Raw genomic sequence first — 22,544 nt, forward strand, 5'->3', positions numbered from 1 at the left:
TCGAGGGACCTCGTGCCGGCTGCGATACCGTCCGAAACACGAGCCCATTTGGGGACCATTGGGACGCCGCCAAAATCGGAGAGGAGCTTGTCAATCGTCACTTGCGGGGCGAGCCGACGCCGCTAGCATCCCCTATTGCGATGATGCGGCTTTTGCTGATCTTAAATCGCCCGCAGACGACGCAGCCCCCCGAAGGCTACAATAAGAGCTGGTTGCTCAACGAGATCGTTCCAGGATTTGACGCCGAAGCATTACGCATAGCGCCGTCCATCAGCAAAGGCGCAAACGCTATGGTGCCGCTCTATTTACGCATCGCGCTACTCGCCGGTCTCGCAGTCGCCGCGAAAAACGCGGCGGATACGATTCAGCGCCTGCGCCCCTTCTGTCGCCCCGTCTATCGAAAGCGATTCGACGAGCTCGCCTACGCCGCGCTCGGGATGCCGCTGGAGTTCTCAATTTAAGCGTCAAAGCTCGAAAATGCGCGCCGAAATTCTCAAATATGATGTCAACGCGCCGCGCGAACAGGGATTTTCTAATCAAAGGATGTATCCTGACAACGTCCTCCATCGCCGCGACGAAGCTGGCGTCGGCCTGCGGGGGAATCACCCACTGCTGCTTGCGATGGGGTTTGAGAATGTTTTTTTAAGACACGACCGATCGTGCTGTCGCTCGCCGTCTCGACGATTTCGAGCTCGACGACTTTCTTTTCCAGCAGCCGCAACGTCCAGCGCGCATAGCCTTTCGGCGGCGTCGAGCAGGACAGGGCGATCAGCCTGGCTTCCTTCTCGCCGTCAAAAATCCGCGGCACGGAGGGACGCGTGTGCGGCTTGCGCGTCAAGACCGCGGCGAAGCCCTCCTCTATGAGCTGCTTGCGCACCCGATAGACCATCGACGCGCTCGTCTCCAATTGTTCGATGATCTCGCCGTCGCTCAAGCCTTCGCCCGCCTCGGAAACGTCCGCCTTCAGCAAAATTTGAGCCTTTATCAGCGTCTTCGCCCCATACTTGCCCTTGCGCAGCATGGCTTCCAGATGCGCCCGCTCCTCGCCGCTCAAGCGCACCACATACCGCTTCACGCCGACTGCTTCCCGCGCCATCTTCGCCTCCTGAAGGTCGAATCAATGGCAGTAGCGAATCAGGGATAGCCAGCCGGGGGAAGCGCCCTATTCAAATTCGCTGAAGCGACCCACTAGCAGGACCGGTACACTTTTGCGCCGCCGTAAAAATAACAGAGCAAAGCCGGTTTAGTGGTACACTTTGCGTCCGCCATTTAGAGCTGTAGGACCTTGCCACGCGACGATTATTTGCTCGTTCGCCGTCAGCACAAGTCGATAAAGGTCTGCATCGGCATCTTTCGTGAAACATCAGCGGCCTTGATGCGTAAACCACTGATTATAGGTACAAAACTCTATGGAGCGTAACCGAACGCTTGGTTGAGCCGCGAGATTGCGACGCCAACGTTGATCGCGGCGTTCGCCTGCATACGCTGGGCCTCGAGTTGGATCTGCCGCACGCGATAGAGGTCGAACGCGCTTACCTCGCCAATTCGATATGATTTGCGCGACAGTTCGAATTGTTCATCGGCGACTGAGAGTCGGTTGTTGGCGATTTCAGCGGCGCGCCGCGTAGCAGCGAGCATCACGCGCGCCGCCTTTATCTCCGCCGTTACGACGCGCTTGGCGCGATCATATTCGGCCCGGGCGCGATCCATTTCGGCTCGCGCTTCTGCGCGTCTCGGCGCATTGCGACCAGGTGTTGGCAATGGAATGCGAATGCGAACGCCAATAGTGGTCGAATCCGTGCGTTGGTTCGAGACGATTTGCGAAGGGTCGGTCGAATACTGATTGTTGTATTCGCGCCGTCCGAACACGCCGATATCGGGACTGGCGATGGGTGTCGCGTCGACGAGCCGCAGCTGGGCTTCAGCTCGTACGAGCGCTGCCCGCGGCGTTCGCAAAGCTGGATGATCTTCTATATCAGTTGCGGGACGCACCGATTCGAGCGTGCCCTCCGGGGGCGCGCCGCCAGTCAGCGCCATGTAGTTCACCCGAGCAACCTTCATGGCGCCTTCCGCCTGGGCGAGCTCCGTTTCGGCGGCGAGTGTCTCGTTCGTCGCGAGCAGCGCGTCGCTCTGGGCGGCGTCGCCGAGTTCGACGCGGCGGGTCATATCCCGGCCGATATCATGGGCTGTCATCACGCGCGTCCGGGCAACGGCGACATTTCGCGCCGCGCGACTCGCATTCCACCAGGCGTCACGCAATAGGCCCGCGACATCCAGCCGACGTAACGCGAAGCGTTGCTCAACTTCGCGAATCCCGGTCGTCACCGTCGCCTCAAAGGCGTCGCGCTGCCCCGGCAGCCATAGGGGCATGCCGGCTTCCATTTCCAGTTCATTGTAGTTGCGTAAGTTTCCGGATAGCGCACTACGCTGCGAGCCGCCGACATATGGCGATCCTGGCGTGATCGAATTCGCGGTGGCGTAGCGCGCGGAGATCGCGCGATATTGCGCTTCAAGCGACTTGCTTTGCGCATCGATAGCGACGGCCATGTCGAGATGTTGGGCTAGCACTTGATTGGATGCAGGCTTGCGGACGCGCGGCCTCTTGTCGACACGTAACGACTTGGCGCGTTTGACCCGGACCTTCTTCTTGCCCTCGAAAAGGACTTCAACGCGCAGCATTTCTTGTGCTGGCATTAATGGGGGTGTCGCCTTAGTTTCGGCGCGTAACGCGGAAGACGTATAGGCGAGAAATATTGCCGCGACAAGGATCAACCAAGAGCTCATAAACGCGCGTCCTCGCGCCAGCGAGCCGTTGGCGATCGAGTTCCACGGGCGCTCAGCTTCTGGCGTAGAAAAAGACTAAGATTAGCGGAGCGATCGTAAAGAATCGGCAGCAGCACGAGCGTCAGCACGGTCGCTGAAATCAGTCCGCCGATGACCACGACCGCGAGGGGCCGCTGGATCTCGGCGCCCGGCCCATGTGCAAACAAAAAGGGTATTAGACCGAAGGCTGCAATGGCCGCGGTGAGCATCACCGGCCGCATGCGCCGGCGCGCGCCCTCGACGACAGCTTCGCGCGTCGTGCGCGTGCCTTCCGCGACTAGCTTGTTAATGTACGAGATCAGCACAACGCCGTTGAGCACGGCGATGCCGATAAGGGCAATGAAACCGACAGACGACGGCACAGACATGAATTCTCCCGAAAGCCACAGGGCCAGAATGCCTCCAATCGCCGCAAAGGGCACATTGCAAAATACCAGCGTCGCCTGCAGCATCGAACTGAAGGTCAGATAGAGCAGGAGAAAGATCAACGCCAGCGCGATGGGCACGACGATGGCAAGACGCGCTGAGGCGCGCTGTTGGTTCTCAAACTGCCCGCCCCATTGGTAACGATAGCCCGGCGGCGTCTTCACATTTTGCCCGACCGCCTTTTTCGCCTCGTCAACGAAGCCGACGAGATCACGTTCCGACACGTTGGCGAGCACAGTCGCGAATCGGCGACCTTGTTCACGAATCACTTGGATGGGGCCGTCCTCCGCCTGCACCTGGGCAATTTGCGACAGTTCGACAACTTTTCCTTCCGAAGACACCACCGGCAGCCGCGCGAAGTCCACCGAAGAGCGGCGCGAAGTTTCGGATCCACGAATGACAAGCGGCGTGCGTATCGGTCCTTCGAGAACAATGCCAACTTGTTGTCCGTCGACCCAGACGCGCAGCGCATCCTGGATCTCCTCAGCATTGAGACCGAAGCGTCCGGCGGCAAGCCGGTCGACGCGCGCGGTGAGATAACGCATGCCATCGTTCTGCAGGCCGAAGACGTCGCGCGCGCCTTTGATCTTACGCAGAATCTCCTCCACGTCGCGTGTGAGGCGATTGAGCTCGTTGATGTCGTCACCAAAGATTTTGACAACGACATCGCCGCGCGCGCCGATGATCATCTCCTGCACGCGCATGTCGATCGGCTGCGAAAAGGCGTAAGAAATGCCTGGCGTGGAGTCGAGCACCGCGCGGATTTCGCCCATCAACCAGGCCATGCCCTTGCCGCGCCATTCGTTTGGCGGCGCGAGTGAGAGGAAGTTGTCGGTATCGTTGAGTCCGACAGGGTCGATGCCGAGTTCGTCAGCGCCGGCGCGCGCCATCATGCCCTTGACTTCGGGCACCCGACTCATGATTTCGCGTTGAATGCGCATGTCGGTCTCGGCGGTTTCTTTGACACTAACCGTTGGATGTTTGCGCACAGTGATGACTGGCGTTCCCTCGTCCATCACCGGCATGAATGTCTGGCCGATGCGGGAATAGGCGACGCCGGCGACAATAAGGCCGAAGAAGGCGATGGCGGCGACCCACGACGGCTTCGAGAGCGCGCGCAGGAGCAAGGGCTCGTAGATCGCGGCGATCTTGCGCACGAGCCAGGGCTCGTCGGAATGACCGGGCCTGAGCAGCGTGGCGCTCAGCGCTGGCACCACGGTTAGCGACAGGACGAGCGCAGAGCCGAGGGCGAATGCGATGGTGAGCGCGACGGGCGAAAACAAACGACCTTCCAACCCTTCGAGCGAGAGCAACGGAAGGAAGACGGTGACGATGATGATAACGCCAGAGACAAGCGGCGTTGCGACCTCTTTCGTCGCCTCCAGAGTCATGAAAATGCGGTCAGAGAGAGTCGCGTCATGCGCATTCGCCATGCGATGCTCGACATTCTCGACGACGACAACGGCGCAGTCGACGAGCAGGCCGATGGCGATAGCGAGGCCGCCGAGAGACATGATATTGGCGGAGAGGCCCGACAGCCGCATGATGCCGAAGGTCGCGAGCGCGGCGAGCGGCAGGATGACCGAGACGACGATCGCCGCGCGCAGATTGCCCAAGAATAGTGCAAGCAGAACCACGACGAGGACGATCGCTTCGAGTAGAACCTTTTGCACCGTCCACACCGCCTTGCCGATCAGTTCGCTGCGGTCGTAGAAGATTTCGAATCTGGCGCCCTTTGGTAGGGTCGGCTCGAGTTCGGCGAGTTTCGCCTTGACGCCACTTACGACGGTGCGCGCATCGGCGCCGCGCAGGCCAAGCACGAGGCCCCATACCGCCTCGTCCTCGCCATTGCGGACGACGACGCCGTTGCGCGCCAATGAGCCATAGCGCACTTCTGCCACGTCGCCGACACGCACGATGCCGGAGTCGTGCGCCGCGATGACGACCGAGCGAATATCGTCGAGAGAACGTAACCTCCCTTCGGCGCGCACCAGCAGCGCCTCCTCGCCGTCCCGTACGCGGCCGGCGCCGTCATTTCTGTTATTGTTTCGAAGGCTCGAATCGAGCATCTTTACTGTAACGCCGCGCGCCGCCATGGCGGAAGGCGATGGCGCGACTTCGAATGTGCGCACGAAACCGCCAAGTCTATTGAGATCAGCGACGCCAGGCAGGCCGCGGAGGGCGGGACGAATCGTCCAGTCGAAAAGCGTGCGCTGTTCCGACGGGGATAAATCACCGCCCACGATTGTGAACATCAGCATCTCGCCGAGCGGCGTCACGATCGGCGCAAGCCCGCCACTGACGCCATCGGGTAACTGATCCTGGGCTAAGGCAAGCCGCTCATTGACTTGTACGCGCGCCCAATAAATGTCGGTTCCCTCCTCGAATTCGAAAGTCAGCAACGCCACCGAATAGCGCGTGATGGAGCGCATCCGGACAAGATGAGGAATACCTTTAGCGGCGAGTTCGATCGGCGCTGTGACGCGAGCTTCCAGCTCCTCAGGCGTGAGGCCCGGCGCACGCATGGCGACCAGCACCTGTGCTGGAGCGACGTCAGGGAAAGCGTCGATTGGGAGTTTGAAATAGCTGACGGCGCCCCAGACCGCGAGTCCGAGCGCGGCGATGAGAACCAGGAGCCGTTGTCCAAGCGCAAGGCGGATCAGTTTTTCGAGCATTGTTTCCTGATTACTTCGCGGCCGCGGCGAGTTCCGCCAGCAGGGTCAATAGACCGCCTGTCGCGACGCGTTCTTCAGCTTTCAAAGACCCCTGCACGGAGGCGAATTGCGGCGTTTCGGAAACAAGGGTCACGGGTCGTGCGACGAAACCGTCCGCTGTACGCACGAACACCCAATTGTGATTCTGGTGGCTGACGACCGCATCCGCTGGAACACGCCATTGAGTGCGTGAATTGCCATTGATGTGTAGGATTGCTTGCACAGCCTGGCCAGGGCGCAGCGGGCGGCGACCAGGACGAAATTCGGCTACGGCATTTACCGATTGCGTGGGAGTATCGACTGAGCGGCCAATTCGAATGAGTTTGCCGTCGAGGCCGGCGATCGGCAGGTGCACACGGTCGACACTTTCAAGTGCTGCAGCGCGAATAATCGGTATTTGCAAATTAACCCAAATCGGATCAAGGCACGCGATCGTAACAAGGGGCGTCGAGGCTTGAACGCGCTCGCCCGTTTTGCCATGGCGCTGCAGAATGGTGCCGGCAATCGGCGCGCGCACTTGGAGGGAACTCGCGAGTGTTCGTTCGCGCTGCAATGAGGCGACGTCCTCGTCTGACATTCCGACGAGCGACAATATTTGCTTACGTTCCTCTAGCGCTGAGCGCGCCTGGATAGCTTCGGCTCGTGTGACGATTAGACGTCGCTCCGCAATGATATGTTCTTTGAACAGTTGTTCGTCGCGCCGCAGTTTCTCGGCTGCTAGATTCGCAGCTGAAAGCGCATGGAGAAAGCTTCTCTGCGCTTCGATCAGGTCCCAAGATTTCAGCGTGGCGATAGGCGCGCCCTGCTTCACATCTTCGTCAGGTACGACAAGCAATGTTTCGACGAGGCCTGCAGCCGGCGCAGCGACAACACGCATTTGCTGCGGGGGGACGGTGACGACCCCCGGCACGACTAGTTCGCCCAAACTCGACTCATGCACTACTAGCTGAGTCTCGATCCCACCCGCACGGATCTGCGCTTCGTTGAACTGAAGAACGACTTCGTGACCTGCGCCAGCGTTCGTTTCCGAACTCGCCCGGACGGGAATGGCCATTGTAAGGGCCAGGAGCAAGCGCTGAGCGCCAAGGTATCGGGCGTGATGCATTAGACCTTCTGGGGAATTAACGGATTCTGGCCATTAGGGGCAGCGAGCTGCGGCGTGTTCCGAGGGAGGTTGATTGCTGCTTACTGCATCATTCTCGATGCCAGCATGTCGGCTCGGGAGTTGCGTTATTGTCCGTTCCAGGAACGTCGGCGGATAGCGTGCGCATGCGCCATGATGACGCGTCCAACTAAGCGATTCGCTTAATTACGTCGATCAACCGTGGCGTCGAAGCTGCTGTGCGCATAGGGCTTTCACCTTATTGGGTCTGCTGTCCACATGTTCAACTCAATTGCGTCGTGCTTGGGCTCCACCGTCTGGATTGAGCCCCAAGAGTGACCGTTGCATTCATTTTTCGCAAACGCAAAATTGTTGAAAATAGAACAAAAGAAATTTATATGTAAAATATGGACGTCAATCTAGCGAAGACCTTCTTGGAAGTGGTTGCGAGTGGAAGCTTCATTGCTGCTGCGGATCGTCTACACCTGACGCAAGCAGCGGTGAGCGCCAGAATTCGAACTCTAGAAAGTCAGCTCAAGCGACCACTCTTCGTTCGCAATAAAGCGGGCGCGCGTCTGACGTCGGCGGGCGAACGCTTCGCGCGCTACGCGACGACGATGGTTCAGTTATGGGAGGGCGCTTGTCGACAAGTGGCTCTGCCCGTGGGGCGAGCGAGTGGTTTCAGCATAGGTGGAGAATTCAGTCTCTGGTATCCGCTCCTAGCAGATTGGCTCATATGGATGCATGCGGAATCGTATGAAACAGCGATAACAGCGGACGTTGACACCCCTGCGCGACTTCTCGAGCGCGTGCAGGAGGGCTCGCTTGACCTCGCCGTTCTCCATAATCCGCCGCAACGGTCTGATCTTGTCTGCGAACTGCTCATTGAAGAGAAATTGATTCAGGTAACAACCGACCCAAAGGGTAGAATCGATCCAAATGAGTATGTTTTCGTCGATTGGGGGCCAGAATTCGCTGTCAATCACCAGGCCGCTTTTCCCAAGCTGAGCATTGCGCCCTTGTCAATATCGCTGGGTCCGCTCGCGTTGACCTTTATACTGAGCGTCGGCGGAGCGGGGTATTTTCGTATTGGCGGTGCGCAGCCATTTTTGGCCGACGGACGGTTGCATCGTGTAAGTCGAGCTCCTGAGTTCTCATATTCCACGTACGCCATCTACGCCACGGGGCGCGAGGATGATGTCATGCAACGCGTCCTTAAGGGATTACGGTTGGTGGCGTCAGGTCACGAGAGGGCGGGAATACCGCCGGCGATCGGTGCGAGAGCGTTGTCGCGAAATTTATCGCAACGATCTCCGTCGAAGAAACGGAGAAAGTCAGCAAGAGGTACTGGTAGCGCAATCGTCGCTCAGAACGACTAGCACGCTGTTGAAACGGCTCTGATGGGGTGGACGCCCCCCGACGGCCTCGATGTGCCAGAGTGGAGGTGTTGAATCTCACTCGAGGGAGGCGTCCATGAAAAAAGTTAGCACTATCGGATTGGATTTGGGGAAGCCAGCCGCGCGCTAATTGCGCCTGCACCCAATTGCGCTGACGACGTCGAATGAATGCGCCGACGCCCACGCCAACCAGGCTGGCGGCCATACCAGCGCCAATGCCCGCAACGATCGCCTCGGCGAAACTGCCGTAGATGGTCCAAACGGCGATCGCGCCAGCAATGGCGCCAACATAGAAGAGCAGGCCGATGAGCGCAGCTTTGCCTTCATTAAGCGACTCGGCTTCGATGTAGGAAATGCGAGGAGCTTCATCGCTGTCCTCGATCTCGACCGAGCGTTTCGATCCAATCTTTTCGCGCGTCTTCGCGTCTTCGGTGAGCAGGCTGATTTCGGATCGATCGAATCCATGAGTCATCAAATAGTCAATGGCGGACTGCAGCTTATCAAGCGAGTCGAACAGGCCTACGGCTTCGGAAAATTCGCGAGACTGTTCGAGCGCAGTCGTTTCATTCGATTCCATGGAGTTCCTCCCGAAGCTCATTACTCTTGAATCGAAGCCGGCCTCTGTGTGCGCCCTTGCCCATCTGAGCGGTCATTTGCCCTGTGATCGGCGTATCAAATATCAGCATGCCCCCGCTTGAAGCCTTCGACAAGGCCAAGCGCTAACGGAGCCCCGGAGAAAAGCTCTTCCCAGGACAGATGCTGCATGAAGCGTCCGCACATAGGCGGGACGATAGCGCCAAGGCCACGCAAAACCAAAAAAGCCTCGCGAGCGCACGTCCGCACGGCGGCTGAGCAGCTGGATCCCGGCTGAAGTTGAAAAAAGGCCCGCGGCCGTGAACCGCGGGCAAAGGAGATTGGAGCGTCGCGATGAAGGCGACGCCGGCCAAATTGCGCCGAGGCGCGCTGAGGCAAGCGTGGCAGTCAGATCATAAGGGTCACGCTTGGCCATTGATGGCGCGACCCCACGCAATGCGCGCATAGGAGCGCATATGCTGAACCAGTCCGATTTTCGCCAACCCTTCAGGAAGCGCGGTTTGACGCCGACGCTGCAGATCGAGCGTGGCGCGTTATGCCGACTATCCGCGGGCCAAACAGGCCCTCGACCGTTTGGGGCTCCTGCTCGACCATCCTCGGGGAAGGAGGAGGCCTTCCGTTGCGATTTATGGCGACAGCGGCATGGGCAAAACCATGATCATGAAGCGATTCCGTGATGAACACCCGCCGGGCTTCAATGCGGTCACGGGAGCGCTCCGAACGCCTGCGCTCGCGATGGAGATGACCAGTCGACCTGGAGAACGCCGCTTCTATGCTGAACTGCTCACGCTTCTTGGCGGGCCGCAGCGTCCGCGCGCAGACATTGCGCAGATGGTGCAGTCCGCATTGCGGATCTCGGTGTTCAAGTTCTTGTTATCGACGAAGTCCACAATATTCTCGCCGGTTCCTATCGCGAACAGAGAGTCGTGCTGAACACCCTTCGATTCTTGAGCAATCGCCTTCAAATCTCGCTTGTTTGCTTTGGCGTCAACGAAGCGCGCGAAGCCATCAGCGGTGACGTTCAACTTGCCCGCCGGTTTGAACAGTTCACGCTGAACCGTTGGGCGGCGGATGAAATTTGAATCGCTCGTCGCGTCCACTCTGCGTAACACGCCGCTACGTAATCCTTCCGTGCTCAGCACGAAATCATTGCGTTGGATGCTGCAGCAACGGGCGCGAACTGGCGCATTCTTACAATTAAGCGCAGCGTGACAGACGGGCTCGCATCGCGGTCAGCGCGTTCCCGGTCGATCATCAGCGCCACGTCGTGGATGGTCTCGAACAGAAAACGGCGCATGAAGCGGCGAAACCACCAGTAGATGGTTTGCCAGGGCGGAAAATCCTTGGGCAGCATGCGCCAGCCGCAGCCGGCGCGGGCGATGTAGCGGATGGCGTTCAAAACCTCGCGTGGGTCGACCGAAGGCTTGCGCCCTCTGCGCGCAGGTGAGGGAAGGAACGGCTCAACGCGCTCCCACTCCTCATCGGTCTAATCCGTCGGGTAACGTTTGGTTTTCTTCTCAATGGCGGCCATCTTGGCGCGATTCGCTCGGGTCCACATCCCTAGCTTGAATCACGCCCCTATCTCCGTCGCAACCATTCTCAAACGGTCTCTCAGGGCTGCTCCATCAGTTCCTCGGCGGAAAGCCGTGCGAGCGATTGTTTGCGCTTCTTGGACGCGTAGCTTGGATAGGCGAGCCAGACGACTCCCGAGAGCAGGATGAACGCCATTGCGCCGAACAGAAAGACGTCGTTGAGCGCGAGGATCGACGCCTGCTGTCGAATGAGCTGCGCCGCGCGGCTCTGCGCGGCGGTGGGCGACATGCCCATCGCCTGCATGCGATCCAGGAAAGTGGCGAGCAGGTCGAGCGAGGCGAAGCGCCGTCCGCCGAAATGATCGGCGAGATCGAGCTGATGGAACGGCGTTCGGCGGAAGAAGAGAACGCCGAGCAGCGAGATGCCCAGGGCGCCGGCCACGGTGCGCAGCATCGCGAGCTCTTCCGCCGCGCGGATCAGTCGTTCGCCGACGAGCCCGGTCATGGCGAGGGTCGCGAGCGGCGCAAAGAACATCGCGAGCGAGAAGCCGAAAAAGAACATCGGCGTCTTGACGTCATCGAAATAGGCGTTCTTGTCGTATTGTCCGAGCCAGACAAAGGTCACTGCGAGACCGATGAAGTTGAGGAACACGATCAGTCGCGCGTCGACGTTCCTCGTGATTTCATGCACGACGGCCGCGGCCGCCATCGCCAGAAAAATCATGATCAGATAGACCATGCCGGCGAGCGAGGACGTGTAGCCGAGCAGCACCTGCAATTGCACGATGAACACCGAGAGCAGGCCCTGAATCACCAGGAAGCCGACGATCGAGCAGAAAGTCGCGATGGCGAAGTTGCGATGCAGAAACAGACGCAGGTCTAGCGCGGGCCGTCGTTCGCCGAACTCCCAAAAGATGAACATCGGCAGCGCCAGCAGCACGACGAGCAGCAGCCATCCGAGGAGAGGCTCCGCGAACCAGTCGAAATCATTGCCCATGTTGAGAATCGTCTGCACGCCGAGCAGCACCGCGGCGAGCAGAATGAAGCCGATCGTATCGAAGCGCGTCATGCGGCGCTGAAAGCCGCGCCGGTAGAACAGCGCGGCAATGATCGCCGCGACGGGCATCACGACCAAGACGTTGGAATAAAATAGCCAGCGCCAGTCGAAATATTCGGCCCAGAAGCCGCCCATGAATACGCCGATGGTGAAGGGCGCCATGCTCATGACGCCCCAGAAGCCGACGCCGAGCGTGCGCTGGTGATCCGGATATTGCGCAAGCGTCACGGATTGGGCGAGCGGAAGGGCGACGCCGCCGGCAAGGCCGAGGAGAAATCGCATCGGCGCGAAAAACCAGATGGTTTCGCTCGCCGCGCACATCAGCGAGAAGATGGCGTAGAACATGAGCGCGCCGATCAGCACGCGATAGTCGCCGAAGCGCCCGGAGAACCACCGCGACAGTGGCAGGCCGAGCGCGATTCCCACCATGTGGTCGGTGGTCGCCCAGGTGCCGAAGCTCGGCGTCACGCCCTGCAGACTGCCGGCGGCATAGGGCGCGAGCACCGTGTAGCCCGGAACGTTCGAGAGCATGACGACATTCGCCGCCCCCGCCGCGCCATTCAGCAGCAGGAATCGCCAGCCTATCATTCGGGCCGGCCTATCCATGATCGCCACCCTCGCTCCGTTCTATAATCGCTACTGGGCGGTATTACGCGACATCATCCGCGGTTGTCGACTAGAGCAACGACGGACTCCGACACAATGTAGAGCAGGGGTCATCAGCCGCAGGCGGTTGAGCGCGAACTCGATCGCCGGGACAAGGATAACTGAATCGGACCTAAGCCTGTCAATGGTGAAAGTAGCAGGAAGAACATCAGACAGGACGCCATCCTTGGGTGAAAGACAGAAAATTGCTCACCGATCACGCAAGCTGCATCTTTGCCGTCTTCATCGGCTAATTGCGTGCCCGTTGTTGGATTCAAAATTGGCGGGTTGATACAAAGGCTTGGCAAAATGGTAACGTGGCTGTTTGCTATCAGTATCAGCCTCAGCATGGCAATTTCCGTAGCGTGAACCTGTCCCATTCAGCAGTCATCTTCGTCCCCGCCGTCGTCATCTGCTGTTTCTTGGTCGGCAAGTCGTTCTGGATCGTATTCCAGACGGTCTGACGCGGCAATCGATCGACGACGTGGAGCGCGGCGCAATGGATTCAGATTGGGTGCCCGGGAAATCCCCTTTGCAAAGGATCGCGCTGTGTCCGATGGGTGCGCTGCGGCAGGCATTCACCATTCGCGAGGCCAGCAGCAATCAGGGCGTTGTGCTGCCTTCCAACGTCCGGGTTACCCAAGCGCCTCGCTCAGCCAGTTGTGCGACATGGTCCGTACGCGCTCATGCTCGGGCTAGACACCTACACCGCCGCGAGTGGTGGAAGCGTCCAGGGCTATCCGGTTTTTCACCATCTTGAGCGTGTGGTGGACGGAGGGATCATCTGGGCGCCCGCCATTGAAGGCGGCGTCGTGCGCACGACCTGCAGCGGTGACTTCGAGTTAGATATCGGTCGGGACATATCCGTTGGTTACACGAGCTATTCCAGCACGGCCGTCGAACTGAATTTTCTGGAGACCTTCACCTTCCGGCTGCCGACGACCTAGGCTTCCGTGGTGCTGGCGCCGGGCATAGACTTCGGATCCATCTGTTTGGGAGAAGCGCTTCTTGGAACCGGGAGGACGCGGCGATGGCAAGGAAGTTTAAGATCGGCGATCATGTGAGCTGGAACTCCGAGGCCGGACGCGTGTCGGGGACTATCATCGCCATTCACATTAGAGATTTCGATTATAAAGGCCACACGCATCACGCGTCGAAAGACGATCCCCAGTACGAAATCAAAAGCGACAAGACAGATCACATCGCAGCGCATAAGGGCGGCGCGCTCGACTATGCATAACGAAGGCCGCGCGTGAAGCTTCCGTTTTTCACCATCGGCCATTCCAACCGAACCCTCGAGGCTTTCATCGGTCTACTGCGCGAAGCCGATATCGCTCTTGTCGCGGACATCAGAACGATTCCGAAGTCACGAACCAATCCACAGTTCGACAAGAACACGCTTCCCGGCGCCTTGGCGGCCGTCGCCATCTCTTATGAACATATGGCTGCCCTCGGTGGCCTTCGTGGAAGGTCACGCGGCATATCTCCGACTGTCAACGCCTTCTGGACGAACGAGAGTTTCCACAACTACGCCGATTATGCGCTTACTGCACAGTTTCAGGCAGGCCTCCAACACCTCTTGGACAGAGGACGCAAGCGGCGCTGTACCATCATGTGTTCGGAAGCCGTATGGTGGCGATGCCACCGCCGCATCGTCGCCGATTATCTTATCGCCAGCGGGGAGACCGTTTTCCACATTATGGGGGAAGGTCGTCTGGAGCCGGCCCATCTCACTCCAGGCGCGGTCATTCAACCTGACGGCGCCGTGATCTATCCGTAGTCCGCCGCTCGCAGCATTGGCAGCGCTTCGACGCCAGAGCTTCGAGCAACGCCTCGATGCTCGCGCCCAAGCGAACAAACCCGGCCACACGCCTAAAGCTAAAAATATTTCTGCATCGGGAACGCAGCACGGAATGGTCGCATCTAATATACAGGGCGCAAGTGCGGAGAAAAACTGAGCGGCAGCTACCGCTCTGCACAGAAATATCGTACCGTCGGGAACCCCCGTAAAATCACGCTGGTGCGATAGCGGAGGCGCTATGAGTTTTAGCGCCTCCGCAGCCCGTTTACGAAGTAATGAGAGCCTATCCAGCGCTTGTGTTGTCGCAGGATGTTTTAGAGCTGACCGTACTCTGCCGCTCGACGTGCTCGGAAGCTTTCTCCTTTCCCCCAAAAAAATCTCGTGCAACGGGAACGCAGCGCGAAAGGGTCGCATCGAATATACGGGGCCGCATCGAGTCGATCACACCGGCCGCTACGCAAACTGATCGACCAAGGAGAACCGTCATGACACGCGTGCAGATGTTCCACCGGGCCGTTAATCGCCGCCTCGCCCTTGCGGGCTTCGCCGCCGCACTTATGGCTACTCCCGTTTTCCGCCCGACCGCCGCCTATTCCGTTAACACCTCGCACACCGAAGCCGCGCAGATCATTCGCAGCCCGAGCGGACTCGCGCTCAATAATGCGATGCGTGAATTGTGGGCTCAGCATATGGAATGGACCTATGCGGCAGTCACGGCCTTGGCCAACGGCTCGCCATCTTTCGACGCCACCGCAGCGCGGCTGATGCAGAACCAGGCCGATATCGGCGACGCTATCAAGCCCTTCTATGGCGATGCAGCTGGTAACGCGCTCACCAAGCTGCTTCAGGAGCATATCGGCGCAGCCGTCGAGGTCGTGAAAGCCGCCAAGGCCGGCGACAAGCCGGCCACCGACAAGGCCGTCGCAGCCGCCTACGCAAACGCGCAGGAAATTGCCGATTTTCTCGCCAAGGCGAACAAGAACTGGCCGCAAACCACGGTACGCGACATGCTCAAGGGGCATATCGACACAACTGTGGTCTACGCCACGGGGCTTTTGCAGGGCAAATATGCCGACGGCATCGCCGAATATGGAAAGGCCGAAGCTCATATGATGATGCTGGCCGATGCCCTGACCAACGGTTTGATCGCCGCCTTCCCAACGAAGTTCGAGAATTAGTCGGACAACGCCAAGGGCGACGACGGAACGGCGCCCCGCCATTGCCCGTACGCCCGGAAAGGAGCCGTGATACTCATCGACGCGTTGATCGCTTTCGCGATGGTCGCGGGCATGATGGAATTGCTGCGCGATCCGGAAGACGCGGCGCGCGCGATCCCTATAGCGGCAGCGCCGGCAAAGGCACGCCGGTAGCCTACCTGTTCAATGAATGGAGGCGAAAATGCAATCACTTCAGCGTCAGGCGGCAAATAGCTTCTCGAAAACCACGCCGGAGGCAGAGCTGATCTCGCGCGCCGCTGACGGTGACGGAGTGGCGTTCGAAGCCATCATGCGACGGCACAACCAGCTTCTGTTCCGTACGGCGCGTAGCATCGTGCACAATGATGCGGAGGCGGAGGATGTCGTCCAGGACGCCTATCTGCGGGCGTGGCGCGCGCTTGGAAACTATCGCGCCGAGAGCAAGCTCTCTACCTGGCTTGTGCGGATCACGACCAATGAAGCGCTCGGCCGCTTGCGGCGAAAGAGTGCCCAGATCATTCCTTTGGAAGCTGCCATGACGCCCCATGAATCTGAAGCCCAGACAGCGCTGAACGATGAGCCTGAGCGTAGCCCAGAACAATCGATGATGCGGGTTCAGATGCGCAAGCTCTTGGAGGCGCGCATCGACCTTCTGCCGGAGGCCTTCCGGACGGTGTTCATGCTGCGCGCGATCGAGGAGATGAGCGTCGAAGAAATCGCCGAGGCGCTGGAGATCCCCGAGGCGACGGTGCGTACGCGCTTCTTCCGAGCTCGCAGCCTGTTGCGCGAAAGCCTTGCCCAGGAGATGGACGCGGGCTTAAGCGACGTTTTCGCCTTCGCCGGCGAGCGGTGCGACCGCATCGTGACCGGTGTCCTCGAACGCTGTAAAGCGGAAGGGCTGGCCAGCGAAGAGTAGCGGCGGGTCGAGAGCCCCGTACCTCAGCCGCATAAGCCTGCTTGATGGAACTATTCGGAAGGGAAGATATGAGGTGGGATAGCCGGACGCTGAATAGGGCATAAGAGGGCCGGAGGCGGTAGACGCAGCCTAAAAACCGGGCGCGCCAACCGTCGCTAGGGGATTTGCGCTGGCGTTGGCAAAAATGGGACCGAGGAATCCGTCCAGATTGAAGGGAAGGGGCGTCCTGCTTATCACGCGTTCCCAAAAGGCGCGCAGGCGCTCGACGCGCTTTTCCAGATGATTGCCGCAAATGATCACGACGTTGATCGCGCCGATCGAAATGCCGGCGAGCCCCTTCGGACAATATCCCCGCCGCGAGCGCCCCGAACGGGCCCGCCTAATAGGCGCCGAGCGCGCCGCCGCCTTGAAAAACCAGCGCGACAACTTCTTTATTCGTCATGCGCTCATGCGCCGCCGCTCCGCATCTTCCGCGCGCGTCGCCCCTGGATCCTCCCATTCCACCGTCGGCGTGTTGCGGCCTTTGCCTTCCACAACTCTGAGCCTATTTTGGACAACGTCGGAAAAGCGCTCCAGATCCGAATTGACCCTTTTTTCTGAACCAGCCTGCCGAGGCAGTGGGAAATCGGATATTCGGCATCTATGTGGCGATGATGGCTCTCTCGGGCCATCTCGACTCGTCCGTGCCGGCCTGCGCGATCGCCGACGTGCCGACCGCTTCCGCGACATGTGGACAGGGCGGATCTGCGCGCTGGCGCCGAGACGATGGATCCATTCGACTACTTCAAATTCCGTTACTACGAGAAGTGGCTCAGCGGCATCCCCATTCCTCGTCGACAAGGGATACCTGCGCGAGGACGAATTAGCCTCGCGGACAAGCGAACTGCGTGGCGAAGCGGCCAGGCCGGACGGCGCTCGGCCAGGGGGACCCGATCGGGCTGAAGCCATCGACGAGCAGATCATCGCATATCTACGCAGCGGCGACAGCCCGCGGCGCGACGTCGCGCATCCGAAGTTCGCCGTCGGGCAGCGGGTCCGGATCGCAAATGTCCCAGCTGGCGCGCACACTCGCCTGCCCGGCTATCTGCGGGGGCGGAGCGGCACGGTGGCGCAGGTGCTCGAAGGCGACTACGCCTACTTCTGGCACACTGGCGACGGCATCGGCGATCCAATGCCCGTCTACATCGTCGAGTTCACGCCGACCGAATTGTGGGGTCCCGCGCGCGGAACCCGGCGCGCAGACGCTTTACGCCGAACTGTTCGAGGCATACTTGGAGGAACCTGCATGAGCGGCCAGTTCAAGTATCCGCAGGACCGCGAGAAGTCCAGCGCGGCCAAAGTCGCTGCGCTGAAATCGCTTCTGATCGAAAACGGCGTCATCACGCCCCAGACCGTCGATAAGGTGCTGGCCTACTTCGAATCGGAGATGACGCCGCTCAACGGCAAGAAGATCGTCGTGCGGGCGTGGACCGACGCGGGCTTCTTGGCCCGGCTGCTGGCCGACACCCCGGCCGCAATTGCCGAACTCGACCTGCCCGAGGGAATGGCCGGCGCCGAGGCGAGCACCTGCGGGCGGTCGCCAACGCGCCCGGGGTGCACAATCTGATCATCTGCTCGCTCTGCTCGTGCTTTCCATGGCCGGTGCTGGGGTTACCGCCGTACTGGTACAAGGATCCGGTATTTCGCGCCCGCGCGGCCCGCGAGCCGCGGAAAGTGCTCGCCGAGGTTGGCGTCCACCTGCCCGAGGAAACGGAGATCGGGGTGTGGGACAGCAGCGGGACGGCGCGGTGGTTCGTAATTCCTGAAAGGCCAGCAGCGACAGAGGATTTTACTGAGGCGCAGCTGATGGAGCTCGTGACGACCGAGTCGATGATGGGCGTCGCGCTGGCCGGAGCGCCATCATGAGGTTGCACGGATCCTGCACCACTGATCAGGGAGCGCCGCGGTTTGACCACGAGTGGCAGTGACGCGAGTTCGGCTTGGCCATCGCGTTATCGAATTCGGCCACTATCGCTCAGCTGCCCGCGGCGGTTCGCGGAAGAAGTCGTCGATATCTATATCGTCGCGGTCACAAGGGCGAAAAACCCCAGCGCAGCCCACACCCGTGGCGCGCGACGCTTTCCCTGCAACGCCTTCGCGATCTGCGGGGAATCCGCGTAGAAGAAGGAATGGTGTCGCAAGAGAAGGCCTATTGATCTTCCCCTCCCCTCTGTGACATTCCGCTTGGTTTCTAACGAGAGGCTCGCGACCTGCGCGCTCGATGTGTGCGTTGGTGACCGAGCGCCAGCCCATCATCAATTCCAAAGGGGAAGTCAACGATGCCTCCAATTCCGCGATATCGCGCTCAGGCGAGTCAAAACCCTGTGGCGATCTTTCTTTCCGCGGGTTTCCGCCCCTTCTTCCTTTTTGCCGCGCTCTGGGCCGCTGTCGGGCTGCCGCTCTCCATCGCCTATCTGGAGGCGGCGGCCGAACTGCCGACACGCTTCGCGCCCTCTCTCTGGCACGCGCATGAAATGGCCTTCGGTTTTGGCGGCGCCGTCGTCGCGGGATTCTTGCTGACGGCCATTCCAAACTGGACCGGTCGGCTGCCCCTGCAAGGCGCGCCGCTCGCCGGCCTCGTCGCCCTTTGGCTTCTCGGCCGCATCGCCGTCCTGACTTCGAATAGTGCGCCTGCGCTTGTCTCCGCGGCGCTCGACCTCGCTTTCCCGGCGGTCTTTATCTTCGTTGTCGCGCGCGAGATCGCCACGGGGCGAAACTGGCGCAACTTGCCCATGGTCGCCGCTCTCGCGCTTCTGTTCTTCGGGAATCTGCTCACGCATCTCGAAGCGATGGACCTTGCCGCGACGGGCGCCATCGGGGCCCGCGTCGGCGTCGCGACCCTCATCATGCTCATCGCCATCATCGGGGGGCGCATCGCGCCGAGCTTCACCCGCAACTGGCTGGCGAAGAATTCGCCAGCTGAAGTGGAGCCCGCGCCTTTCGGCGCGCTCGATCGTTTCGCGCTCGCGGCGACGCTCGTGGCGCTCGTCGCCTGGGTCGCGTTTCCCGACGCCGGACTTACCGCGGCTCCGCTCATTATCGCCGGCGCGGCGCTCTTTCTACGTCTTATCCGCTGGCGCGGCGTCAGCACGCGCGCGGAACCGATGCTCTTCGTGCTGCATCTGGGCTATGGCTGGGTGCCCTTGGGCTTCCTGCTCATCGGCGGCAATGAACTATGGGGAGTCGCGGGTCCTGCCGCGCCTCTGCATGCCCTCACCGTCGGCGCCATCGGAACAATGACGCTCGCGGTGATGACCCGCGCAACGCGCGGCCACACCGGTCGCCCGCTCCTCGCAGATCGGTGGACGGCCGCGATCTACGTCGCCATAACTTTGGCGGCCATCCTGCGCATCGGCGCGCCTTTCATGGGCGAGCACTACTTCGCAGCCCTCGCGGTCGCCGGCGGGATGTGGAGCCTGGCCTACGGCCTCTTCGTGGTGCTCTATTTCGGGATGGTGACGACGAGGCGCTTGCATCAAACCGCCTAAAGGCCAGTTCCCGGAAAGGTCGACCAAGCTTGCCGACGTTTCTCACCCGAGGGCAAACATGCCAAGCGGGCTATGCTTGCGTGCGATGCTATAAATGAAAAGAAAAGCTGCGATCGCGCCGGCCATCGCCGCCAACCGCAACTTGAACGCCTTGGCTCGGAGCGCCCAGTAACCCAGAAAAATATAGAGCGGCAGCATGACCACGACCTTCATGGTCAGCCAAGTGTCAACAAACGGGTATTGACGCGTGACGGCCGTCAGCATGAGGGCAGCCGTGAAGAGCACGGTGTCGATAGCGTAGGAGGCAAGCCGCGCGAGCAGCGACGGTGGCCATGACGCCGCGAGCAAGTTCAAAGCGAGCGCCCGCATAAGGCAGAAGCCGCCGCTCGCCAGCGCCGCCGCGACGTGGACGGCGCGAATCTCGAAGTAATAGGCTTCCATGCAAGTGGCGGATCACGCCGCACGCTTCGCCGGTCCCGCCTCCAGTTCCCTGTCCTCCTGCTCCACTTCATGAGGCTGGCGGCGCGGCCGGAGCCACAGGCTGACAACGAACCAGGCGAAGGCCAATGCGCCTATCGAGAAGACCGTGTCGCCCGGCACGCGCATCCATACCAAAAGATCGACGATCGGCTGCTGCATGAACTGCTCAGAGCGGGCGTACCAATAACCTTCATTGATCGCGGCAAGGAGTTGCAGCGTGCCGAGCGGCAGGAGCGTGAACAACGCCATCATCGCCAGCCCCACGTTGAAGCACCAGAAGCTGATGCTGAGGATCTTCTCGTTCCAGACGAGTTCGGGCATCATTCCGCGCAGGCAGAACAACACGAGGCCGATGCCGAGCATCCCATAGACGCCGAACAGCGCCGTGTGGCCGTGCAGCGGTGTCAGGTTGAGCCCCTGCATGTAATAGAGCGAGAGCGGCGGGTTGATCAGGAAACCGAACAGACCGGCTCCCACGAGATTCCAGAAGGAGACAGCGATGAAGAACAGCACGGGCCATTTATAGCGCTGCATCCATGGCGTGGCGCCGCAAAACCGCCAATGCTCATAGGCCTCGAAGCCGATGTAGGCGAGCGGCACGACTTCCAGCGCGGAGAAACTGGCGCCAAGCGCCAGCACCGACGTCGGAGTGCCGGCGAAATAGAGATGATGCAGTGTGCCGATCACGCCGCCGGCCATAAAGACAATCGTCGCGAACAGCACCGCCGAAGTTGCCGGCTTGACTGCGACCAGGCCGAGGCGGGTGAACAGGAAGGCGACGACGGCGGTGGCGAACACCTCGAAAAACCCTTCGACCCACAAGTGCACCAGCCACCACCGCCAATACTCGACCATCGACAGATGCGTATGCTCGTTCCACATCAGCCCCGCGCCGTAGAACAGGCCGATCGCAACGGTCGAGAGGAAGAAAAGAGCGACGATGGAGCGTGACTCATTTTTTACCAGCAGCGCCGGCCACAAGGCGCGGCCGACGAGGATGAGCCACAGCAGCAGTCCGATAAAGAGGAACCACTGCCAGAAACGCCCGATATCGGCATACTCCCAGCCCTGATGCCCGAACCAGAAATTGTGTTCCAATCCCAGCCGTTGCATGACCGCGAGCCATTGGCCCGCGAAGGCGCCGACGACAATGATCAGCAAGCAGATCCAGAGCACATTCACCCCGAGCGCCTGGAACTTCGGCTCGTAGCCGGAAATCGCCGGCGCCATGTAGAGCCCAGTGCCCAGCCAGGCCGTGGCGATCCACAGCACGGCCAATTGCGTGTGCCAGGTGCGGGTGATCGAATAGGGAAGGATCTCCGCCATCGGGTAGCCGTAAAACAGCTGCCCCTCGACCTGGTAATGGGCGCTTATGGCGCCAAACAGGATCTGGACGAGAAACAGGGCAAGAAGCACCCAAAAATACTTGGCGGTCGCGCGCATGGACGGCGTGACCCTCACGTTGCGCATCGGATCACGCGCGGGCACGTCGCACGTCTCGCCGCCGCGCGCATGACTGACGGCGCGGTGCCAGCCGAGAAGCCCGATGCCGGCAAGCAGAAAAACCACGCTGAACGCAGACCAGATGAAGGTGGTTGCAGGCGGGCGGTTGTCGATCAACGGCTAGCTCGGCCAGTTGTTGGTGTAGGTGACGTGGCTTCCCGGCCGCTCCGTGGTCGCGGCCCACGCGGTCCACCAGAAGAAGGCGCATAGCGCCCGTCGATGCTCGGCGTCGGCGACAGTGCCGTTCTTCATTGCGTAGTTCTCGCGAAGCTCCGCGCTGCGCGGATCGTCGCCGAATAGGCTCTCATAGTGGCTAGAGACGAGGACGATCGCCTGAGCCCGCTCCTCAGACACAGTGATTGTCCCAGTTTTCGGATCGAACGTGTTTCGCCTCATCATCGGGCGCAGCCGTCCCCGCAGAGAACTCTGCTGCTCCTCGCTGAGATCAGCGTAGCGGCCGGCCGCGAACTCGCGGCGCGCCCAGGCGTCCAGGATGGCGACGAGTTCCCGGTGCTGCCAGTCGGCGGTCCAGTCCGGCGCGACGTAGCCGCCATGGCCCCAGACGGAGCCGAGTTGCATACCGCCGATCGACTGCCATACCTGCCGGCCGCGCTGGATGTCGTCGATTGTATAGACCGTTCGGCCTCTTTCCGTAACGACGCGCTCCGGCAATGGCGGCGCCTTGACGCTGATTTCGCGGCCAATGAGCAAAAGCACGGCGAAGGAAAGCGCCAACAGGGCGACGAGCGAGATCCAGAGTTTACGCGCGCTTTCCACGACGCCCTCCTAGAACTCAACAGCGAAACGGCCGGCGCGGCGCATCGTAAAGGA

Annotated in this window: 15 protein-coding genes, 6 pseudogenes and 1 riboswitch; of the genes and pseudogenes, 11 read left to right on the forward strand and 10 right to left on the reverse strand. The window is 60.6% G+C overall.

Features of this window, described 5'->3' with window-relative positions:
* Nucleotides 1–461 (forward strand): annotated as a pseudogene (locus IYW40_RS01690) (hypothetical protein); the annotation flags it as partial.
* Nucleotides 462–532: 71 nt separating this feature from the next.
* Here the strand turns inward: IYW40_RS01690 and IYW40_RS01695 are convergent.
* The 4 genes from IYW40_RS01695 to IYW40_RS01710 all read right to left on the reverse strand — a co-directional run bounded on the left by IYW40_RS01695 (nt 533) and on the right by IYW40_RS01710 (nt 7,017).
* On the reverse strand, nt 533–1,096 hold the full coding sequence (locus tag IYW40_RS01695) for a helix-turn-helix domain-containing protein (RefSeq protein ID WP_109026882.1): 564 nt from the start codon (nt 1,094–1,096) through the stop codon (nt 533–535).
* Nucleotides 1,097–1,407: 311 nt separating this feature from the next.
* The gene (locus IYW40_RS01700; protein ID WP_109026883.1) at nt 1,408–2,694 is read right to left on the reverse strand and encodes a TolC family protein; all 1,287 of its coding nucleotides are present in this window, start codon (nt 2,692–2,694) and stop codon (nt 1,408–1,410) included.
* Nucleotides 2,695–2,780: 86 nt separating this feature from the next.
* A complete protein-coding gene (locus IYW40_RS01705) occupies nt 2,781–5,924 on the reverse strand; it encodes a CusA/CzcA family heavy metal efflux RND transporter (RefSeq protein WP_109026884.1) in 3,144 nt (1,047 codons plus the stop codon).
* Between the two features lie 10 nt (nt 5,925–5,934).
* A complete protein-coding gene (locus IYW40_RS01710; RefSeq protein WP_245435086.1) occupies nt 5,935–7,017 on the reverse strand; it encodes an efflux RND transporter periplasmic adaptor subunit in 1,083 nt (360 codons plus the stop codon).
* Nucleotides 7,018–7,472: 455 nt separating this feature from the next.
* On the opposite strand from IYW40_RS01710, the pseudogene IYW40_RS22175 reads away from it, so the two are divergent.
* A pseudogene (locus tag IYW40_RS22175) lies at nt 7,473–7,646 on the forward strand (LysR family transcriptional regulator); the annotation flags it as partial.
* A 634-nt stretch (nt 7,647–8,280) separates the two neighbouring features.
* On the opposite strand, the gene IYW40_RS21550 reads toward IYW40_RS22175, so the two are convergent.
* Nucleotides 8,281–9,039, reverse strand: coding sequence for a DUF3600 domain-containing protein (locus IYW40_RS21550; protein WP_245435143.1), 759 nt, complete (start codon nt 9,037–9,039; stop codon nt 8,281–8,283).
* A gap of 560 nt (nt 9,040–9,599) precedes the next feature.
* On the opposite strand from IYW40_RS21550, the pseudogene IYW40_RS01725 reads away from it, so the two are divergent.
* A pseudogene (locus tag IYW40_RS01725) lies at nt 9,600–10,223 on the forward strand (TniB family NTP-binding protein); the annotation flags it as partial.
* Nucleotides 10,224–10,284: 61 nt separating this feature from the next.
* On the opposite strand, the pseudogene IYW40_RS01730 reads toward IYW40_RS01725, so the two are convergent.
* A pseudogene (locus IYW40_RS01730) lies at nt 10,285–10,614 on the reverse strand (transposase); the annotation flags it as partial.
* A 53-nt stretch (nt 10,615–10,667) separates the two neighbouring features.
* Complete coding sequence (locus tag IYW40_RS01735; RefSeq protein WP_245435089.1) at nt 10,668–12,233, reverse strand: MFS transporter; 1,566 nt, start codon at nt 12,231–12,233, stop codon at nt 10,668–10,670.
* A gap of 115 nt (nt 12,234–12,348) precedes the next feature.
* A riboswitch (Fluoride riboswitch) is annotated at nt 12,349–12,408 on the reverse strand.
* 544 nt (nt 12,409–12,952) lie between these two features.
* On the opposite strand from IYW40_RS01735, the gene IYW40_RS21555 reads away from it, so the two are divergent.
* The 8 genes and pseudogenes from IYW40_RS21555 to IYW40_RS01775 all read left to right on the forward strand — a co-directional run bounded on the left by IYW40_RS21555 (nt 12,953) and on the right by IYW40_RS01775 (nt 19,730).
* A complete protein-coding gene (locus IYW40_RS21555; RefSeq protein ID WP_245435091.1) occupies nt 12,953–13,237 on the forward strand; it encodes a family 1 encapsulin nanocompartment shell protein in 285 nt (94 codons plus the stop codon).
* An 83-nt stretch (nt 13,238–13,320) separates the two neighbouring features.
* Nucleotides 13,321–13,530 carry a DUF2945 domain-containing protein gene (locus IYW40_RS01745; RefSeq protein WP_109026888.1) on the forward strand — a complete coding sequence of 70 codons (210 nt, stop codon included), beginning with the start codon at nt 13,321–13,323 and terminating at the stop codon, nt 13,528–13,530.
* A gap of 12 nt (nt 13,531–13,542) precedes the next feature.
* Complete coding sequence (locus IYW40_RS01750; RefSeq protein ID WP_109026889.1) at nt 13,543–14,070, forward strand: DUF488 domain-containing protein; 528 nt, start codon at nt 13,543–13,545, stop codon at nt 14,068–14,070.
* Between the two features lie 506 nt (nt 14,071–14,576).
* Nucleotides 14,577–15,269: a hypothetical protein gene (locus tag IYW40_RS01755; RefSeq protein WP_109026890.1), complete on the forward strand. Its 693-nt coding sequence runs from the start codon at nt 14,577–14,579 to the stop codon at nt 15,267–15,269.
* 220 nt (nt 15,270–15,489) lie between these two features.
* Complete coding sequence (locus tag IYW40_RS01760) at nt 15,490–16,203, forward strand: RNA polymerase sigma factor (RefSeq protein ID WP_109026971.1); 714 nt, start codon at nt 15,490–15,492, stop codon at nt 16,201–16,203.
* Nucleotides 16,204–16,930: 727 nt separating this feature from the next.
* Nucleotides 16,931–17,416: pseudogene (locus IYW40_RS22180) on the forward strand (SH3-like domain-containing protein); the annotation flags it as partial.
* A 72-nt stretch (nt 17,417–17,488) separates the two neighbouring features.
* Nucleotides 17,489–18,108, forward strand: a pseudogene (nthA, locus tag IYW40_RS01770) (nitrile hydratase subunit alpha).
* A 458-nt stretch (nt 18,109–18,566) separates the two neighbouring features.
* Nucleotides 18,567–19,730 (forward strand): NnrS family protein, encoded by a 1,164-nt coding sequence (locus IYW40_RS01775; protein WP_312029689.1) that lies wholly within the window; start codon nt 18,567–18,569, stop codon nt 19,728–19,730.
* Between the two features lie 42 nt (nt 19,731–19,772).
* On the opposite strand, the gene IYW40_RS01780 is transcribed toward IYW40_RS01775, so the two are convergent.
* From IYW40_RS01780 to IYW40_RS21560, 3 genes are read right to left on the reverse strand one after another with little or no spacing between them, the layout of a single operon-like run.
* Nucleotides 19,773–20,171 (reverse strand): SirB2 family protein, encoded by a 399-nt coding sequence (locus tag IYW40_RS01780; protein WP_109026893.1) that lies wholly within the window; start codon nt 20,169–20,171, stop codon nt 19,773–19,775.
* 12 nt (nt 20,172–20,183) lie between these two features.
* Nucleotides 20,184–21,830 (reverse strand): cbb3-type cytochrome c oxidase subunit I, encoded by a 1,647-nt coding sequence (locus IYW40_RS01785; RefSeq protein ID WP_246716395.1) that lies wholly within the window; start codon nt 21,828–21,830, stop codon nt 20,184–20,186.
* Nucleotides 21,831–21,833: 3 nt separating this feature from the next.
* Nucleotides 21,834–22,490 (reverse strand): hypothetical protein, encoded by a 657-nt coding sequence (locus IYW40_RS21560; protein ID WP_246716394.1) that lies wholly within the window; start codon nt 22,488–22,490, stop codon nt 21,834–21,836.
* Nucleotides 22,491–22,544: the final 54 nt, after the last annotated feature.

Origin of the sequence: Methylocystis sp. H4A (assembly GCF_015709545.1) — a bacterium.
GTDB lineage: Bacteria > Pseudomonadota > Alphaproteobacteria > Rhizobiales > Beijerinckiaceae > Methylocystis > Methylocystis silviterrae.